Origin of the sequence: Streptococcus infantis, from assembly GCF_001579645.1 — a bacterium.
In the GTDB taxonomy this organism is placed as follows: domain Bacteria; phylum Bacillota; class Bacilli; order Lactobacillales; family Streptococcaceae; genus Streptococcus; species Streptococcus infantis_E.
The window spans coordinates 674,711-680,329 of sequence record NZ_KQ970818.1 but is presented as its reverse complement, the minus strand read 5'-3'; the positions used below and the strand labels follow the sequence as shown (position 1 = coordinate 680,329).

The 5,619-nt window shown below is 38.2% G+C and carries 5 protein-coding genes; 4 read left to right on the top strand and 1 reads right to left on the bottom strand.

What is annotated here, in order from left to right:
- From SINDD18_RS03230 to SINDD18_RS03215, 4 genes are all read left to right on the top strand, one after another.
- Positions 1-790, top strand: a 790-nt coding sequence (locus SINDD18_RS03230) for a dihydrolipoamide acetyltransferase (protein ID WP_241497321.1), incomplete at its 5' end; no start/stop codon positions are given.
- 39 nt (positions 791-829) lie between these two features.
- The gene (gene lpdA, locus SINDD18_RS03225; protein WP_061863051.1) at positions 830-2,533 is read left to right on the top strand and encodes a dihydrolipoyl dehydrogenase; all 1,704 of its coding nucleotides are present in this window, start codon (positions 830-832) and stop codon (positions 2,531-2,533) included.
- A 58-nt stretch (positions 2,534-2,591) separates the two neighbouring features.
- Complete coding sequence (locus SINDD18_RS03220; protein WP_061863050.1) at positions 2,592-3,581, top strand: lipoate--protein ligase; 990 nt, start codon at positions 2,592-2,594, stop codon at positions 3,579-3,581.
- Positions 3,582-3,691: 110 nt separating this feature from the next.
- The gene (locus tag SINDD18_RS03215; protein WP_061863049.1) at positions 3,692-4,333 is read left to right on the top strand and encodes a hypothetical protein; all 642 of its coding nucleotides are present in this window, start codon (positions 3,692-3,694) and stop codon (positions 4,331-4,333) included.
- Between the two features lie 77 nt (positions 4,334-4,410).
- Here the strand turns inward: SINDD18_RS03215 and xerS are convergent, their stop codons facing one another.
- Positions 4,411-5,481: a tyrosine recombinase XerS gene (gene xerS, locus SINDD18_RS03210; RefSeq protein ID WP_061863048.1), complete on the bottom strand. Its 1,071-nt coding sequence runs from the start codon at positions 5,479-5,481 to the stop codon at positions 4,411-4,413.
- Positions 5,482-5,619: the final 138 nt, after the last annotated feature.

The window sequence follows — 5,619 nt, the reverse complement described above, 5'->3', positions numbered from 1 at the left end:
CTTTCTTCCTGAAAATATCGAAAACGATACGATTAAATCACCTGCTCAAATTGAGAAAGTGGAAGAAGTTCCAGATAACGTAACACCTTATGGAGAAATCGAGCGTATTCCGATGACTCCTATGCGTAAAGTTATTGCTCAACGTATGGTTGAGTCTTACTTGACTGCTCCAACATTTACGCTTAACTACGATGTCGATATGTCTGAAATGCTTGCCCTTCGTAAGAAAGTCCTTGATCCAATCATGGAAGCAACTGGTAAGAAAATTACCGTTACAGACTTGCTTTCACTTGCGGTTGTTAAGACTCTTATGAAACACCCGTACATCAATGCGTCATTAACTGAAGATGGTAAGACAATTATCACTCACAACTATGTCAACCTTGCGATGGCTGTTGGAATGGATAATGGTTTGATGACGCCAGTTGTTTATAATGCTGAAAAAATGAGTTTGTCTGAGTTGGTAGTTGCCTTCAAAGATGTTATCGGACGTACTTTGGATGGTAAACTAGCTCCTAGCGAATTGCAAAATTCAACCTTCACCATCAGTAACTTGGGAATGTTTGGTGTTCAATCATTCGGTCCAATCATTAACCAACCGAACTCAGCAATCCTTGGGGTTAGCTCGACAATTGAGAAACCAGTTGTTGTTAATGGTGAAATCGTGATTCGTCCAATTATGAGTCTTGGTTTAACAATTGACCACCGTGTCGTAGATGGTATGGCTGGTGCTAAGTTTATGAAAGACTTGAAAGCTTTAATTGAAAACCCAATCTCAATGTTGGTTTAGAGAATTTATTTTTAGAAATATAGATAAAGGAAGTAAGATATGGCCTTAGAAGTAATTATGCCAAAAGCCGGCGTGGATATGACAGAAGGACAAATCGTCCAATGGAATAAAAAAGTCGGAGAATTTGTAAAAGAAGGAGAAATCCTTTTGGAAATCATGACTGACAAAGTCAGCATGGAATTGGAAGCAGAAGAAGACGGTTACTTGATCGCTATCCTGAAAGGGGACGGCGAGACTGTTCCTGTTACTGAAGTTATCGGTTATCTTGGTGAAGAAGGGGAAAATATCCCAACAGCTGGAGCAGCAGCACCAGAAGCTAGCCCAGCACCTGCAGCAAGTGCTTCAAACGATGATGGTAAGAGCGATGATGCTTATGATATCGTTGTTATTGGTGGTGGACCTGCTGGTTATGTTTCTGCCATTAAAGCAGCTCAATTAGGTGGTAAGGTTGCTCTTGTTGAGAAATCTGAACTTGGTGGAACTTGTTTGAACCGTGGATGTATCCCAACTAAGACTTACCTTCACAACGCTGAAATCATTGAAAATATCGGTCATGCAGCAAATCGTGGTATCGTGATTGAAAATCCTAACTTCACTGTTGATATGGAAAAACTTTTAGAAACTAAATCTAAAGTTGTTAATACTCTTGTTGGTGGTGTTGCAGGACTCCTTCGTAGTTATGGAGTTGATGTTCATAAGGGTATCGGTACTATTACTAAAGATAAGAATGTCTTGGTAAATGGTTCTGAATTGCTTGAAACTAAGAAAATCATCCTTGCTGGTGGTTCAAAAGTAAGCAAGATTAACGTTCCTGGCATGGAATCATCACTTGTGATGACTAGTGATGACATCCTTGAAATGAATGAAGTACCAGAAAGCCTTGTGATTATTGGTGGTGGAGTTGTCGGTATCGAGCTTGGGCAAGCCTTCATGACATTTGGTTCAAAAGTTACTGTTATCGAAATGATGGATCGCATTGTCCCAGCAATGGATGCTGAAGTATCTAAAAACCTTCGCTTGATTCTTGAGCGTAAAGGTATGACTATCTTGACTGGTACTAAGCTTCAAGAAATTATTGAAGAAGATGGCAAACTTCGTATCAAGGTTGAAGGAAAAGATGATGTCATCGCAAACAAAGCTCTTCTTTCAATCGGTCGTGTTCCAGATCTTGAAGGAATCGGAGAAGTTGAGTTTGAGTTAGACCGTGGTCGTATCAAGGTTAACGAGTACATGGAAACTTCTGTTCCTGGTATTTATGCACCAGGTGATATCAATGGTACTAAGATGTTGGCCCACGCTGCCTTCCGTATGGGTGAAGTAGCGGCTGAAAATGCCCTTAAAGGAAATCACCATGTTGCTAAATTGAACTTGACTCCTGCAGCTATTTACACACTTCCAGAAGTAGCAGCAGTTGGTTTGACTGAAGAACAAGCTCGTGAGAAATATGATGTCCAAATCGGTAAATTCAACTTTGCCGCAAACGGACGTGCAATCGCATCAGATGCTGCTCAAGGATTTGTTAAAGTCATTGCAGACAAGAAATATGGTGAAATCCTTGGTGTTCATATCATTGGTCCTGCTGCTGCAGAGTTGATCAATGAAGCGTCAAGTATCATCGAAATGGAAATCACTGTTGAAGAAATGCTGAAGACAATCCACGGACACCCAACTTACTCTGAAGTAATGTACGAAGCATTTGCGGATGTTCTTGGAATGGCTATCCATTCACCTAAGAAAAAATAAAGATAGATAGATTGGACTGGAATTTTTTTCCAGTCTCTATCATATTAGAAGGTATCTTATGAAATATATTATCAATCATTCAAACGACACTGCCTTTAATATTGCTTTAGAGGAATATGCTTTTAAACACCTTTTGGACGAGGATCAAATTTTCCTGCTTTGGATTAACAAACCATCTATCATTGTAGGTCGTCACCAAAATACGATCGAAGAAATTAACCGAGACTACGTTCGTGAACACGGAATTGAAGTAGTACGTCGTATCAGTGGTGGTGGGGCTGTTTACCATGATTTGAATAACCTTAACTATACAATCATTTCTAAAGAAGATGAAAATAAGGCATTTGACTTCAAGAGCTTCTCTACTCCAGTTATCAATACTCTAGCTGAACTTGGTGTTAAAGCTGAATTTACAGGCCGTAACGACTTGGAAATCGACGGTAAGAAATTTTGTGGAAATGCACAAGCCTATATCAATGGCCGTATCATGCACCATGGTTGCTTGCTCTTTGACGTTGATTTGTCAGTCCTTGCTAATGCCCTCAAAGTATCTAAGGACAAATTTGAGTCTAAAGGTGTTAAATCAGTTCGCGCACGTGTAACCAATATCGTAGATGAATTGCCAGAAAAAATCACCGTAGAAGAATTCCGTGACCTACTTTTGGAATACATGAAAAAAGAATACCCTGAAATGACAGAGTATGTCTTCTCAGATGAGGAATTAGCTGAAATCAATCGTATTAAAGATACTAAGTTTGGAACTTGGGACTGGAACTATGGTAAATCACCTGAATACAATGTCCGTCGTGGAACTAAATTCCCTAGCGGTAAGGTTGAAATCTTTGCTAATGTTATCGAATCAAAAATTCAAGACATCAAGATTTACGGTGACTTCTTTGGTATCGAAGACGTAGCAGCTGTAGAAGATGTCCTTCGTGGTGTTAAATACGAACGCGAAGATGTACTTAAAGCTCTTCAAACCATTAACCTAGGTCGTTACTTCGCAGGAATCACTGCAGAAGAAATTGCTGAGGCAGTTGTAGAATAAAATCAAAAGAGATCCATGTAATATGGATTTCTTTTTTGTTTAAACTTGATATTAAAATTTGATGGGGGTATAATATAGTGGAAATTTAAAATAAAAGAGGCCTAACATCAATGATAAAGATTCCAATTGAAAATCTCGGACTATTTGAACAGTTAGATCGTACTGTGGTAGCTTTTTTTAAAAACCAAGAATCTACAAATCCTTACGATTTGAATATTAGTATCACACAAGAACATTTCGATAAGAAAAGACAAGAGTTAGAACCATTAGGTTTGCAAGCTGTCCAAATCCCACTGGGAATGGCTTTAGACAATGTTATTCAGCAAGCACATTTTAAAGCCCTAATTATTGGTGGTCTTGCTCCTGAGGAAATAATCGTTAGCAAAGATGCGTTAATGCCAATGAAAGATATTGTTGATAGTTTTTGTATTATGTATGCTGCAGCTAATAACCGCCTTGAAAATAGTAAAGCTTATGAATTAATGAAAGATAAAACGGTCTACTTTATTGGAAAACTGCTTACTGACATTCCTCAAAAAGGTGATGAAATTGCTTATATGGGCATTGATCGTACAGCTAGTGATGGTACGCCATATGAAGCTGTTAAATGCTTTTTAACGAAAGAAAGTGCTGAGAAGTACAACGAAGAGAAAAGACCCATCAGCCCTGCGAATCTGGCTTATCTAAAGTCATTTTTGGGAAAACCAGTTATCATTGAGCCACACAGAAATTATTGGATTGAATTTTTATAGAATAATAAAAGAGCGTTAGATAATAAAAAATCTATCGCTTTTTCAAAACTATTTTACATAATTTATATTATGTATTATCAAAGACTGTCCAAGGCATTCTTTTGCTCATCATTGACAATATGGGTATACAAGTCGGTAACTTGTGTGCTAGCATGTCCTAGCTGGTGACTGACCAAAACTTGTGATTTAGTAGCATCATAGAGACGCGTTGCTAATGTGTGGCGTAGCTTGTGGGGCGTCACGCGGACTTTGAAGTCTTTTGAATACTTGGCGACCATTTTTTCAACACTTGAAGCATCAATCCGGTTTGGAACACCTCGATACAAGGTTAGAAAGAGGGCTGTATCAGTCTTTTCTGTCTTGTAACGTTTGTCTCGAATAGCAAGATATTGCTCCAGATAAGGCTTCGCAAAGGCAGCAACATTGACCGAATCTCGTTTTCCACCTTTTCGAGTGACATCAATGACCATCATCTTGAGATTAAGGTCTCGAAGGTCCAGATTTACTGCCTCAGAGAGACGAACACCAGAGGCAAGAAGGAGTGCAATGATGGCTAAATCTCGCTCTTTATTCTTATTAAAGGAGGATAAGGCGCGATTTGAGAGAGTTTTAGGGTATTCCTCATCTATATAATTCAAAAAACCTTCTGTTTCATCACCTAAAAAGAGTTTTTGCTTGATATTTTCAGCTCGGGCAGCCAAGGTTTCTTTCTTTTTCTTGGTAGCAACCTTCTTCATGACATTGCGATAGAAATAAGGTTCACCTTGTTCATTTTCAACTTCCTCGGTCAAATATTTATAAAGACTAGACAATGCAGATAAAGTACGGTTAATGGTTGTTTGAGAAACTCCTTGTTTAGTTGTATTGGCATTCAGCAAAGGTCGTTCTCGTAGATATAGGATAAAGGATTCCATGTCTTTCTTGGTCATGTTCTCAAGAACATTCAAAGGAATATTTGCCATAGTATCAGCATCCGATATACCAGATTCCAAAACCCAGGTGAAAAATCGATCATATTCCTTTAAGTATTCGTACAAGGTTGTAAAACTATAGGGAACAGCTAGTTTTGATTGGTAGTATTCCAGAACATACCAGGGCATAACTTGTTTAAGTTTATCGATACGTTCCAATAAGATCTCGCGTTGCATGTTTTTCTCCAAATCTTTCTATACTAGTAGTATAGCATAGCTAGATATATTTTTCAAGAAAATTATAGTTTTTCGGAAAGATGTTATAGGAGATATATGCAATATCTAAATCTTTGAAATTGTAACCAAAAATTTTTG

Coding starts and splice junctions, on each gene's coding strand:
- lpdA (WP_061863051.1), top strand. CDS start 830: ATGGCCTTAGAAGTAATTATGCCAAAAGCCGGCGTGGATATGACAGAA.
- SINDD18_RS03220 (WP_061863050.1), top strand. CDS start 2,592: ATGAAATATATTATCAATCATTCAAACGACACTGCCTTTAATATTGCT.
- SINDD18_RS03215 (WP_061863049.1), top strand. CDS start 3,692: ATGATAAAGATTCCAATTGAAAATCTCGGACTATTTGAACAGTTAGAT.
- xerS (WP_061863048.1), bottom strand. CDS start 5,481: ATGCAACGCGAGATCTTATTGGAACGTATCGATAAACTTAAACAAGTT.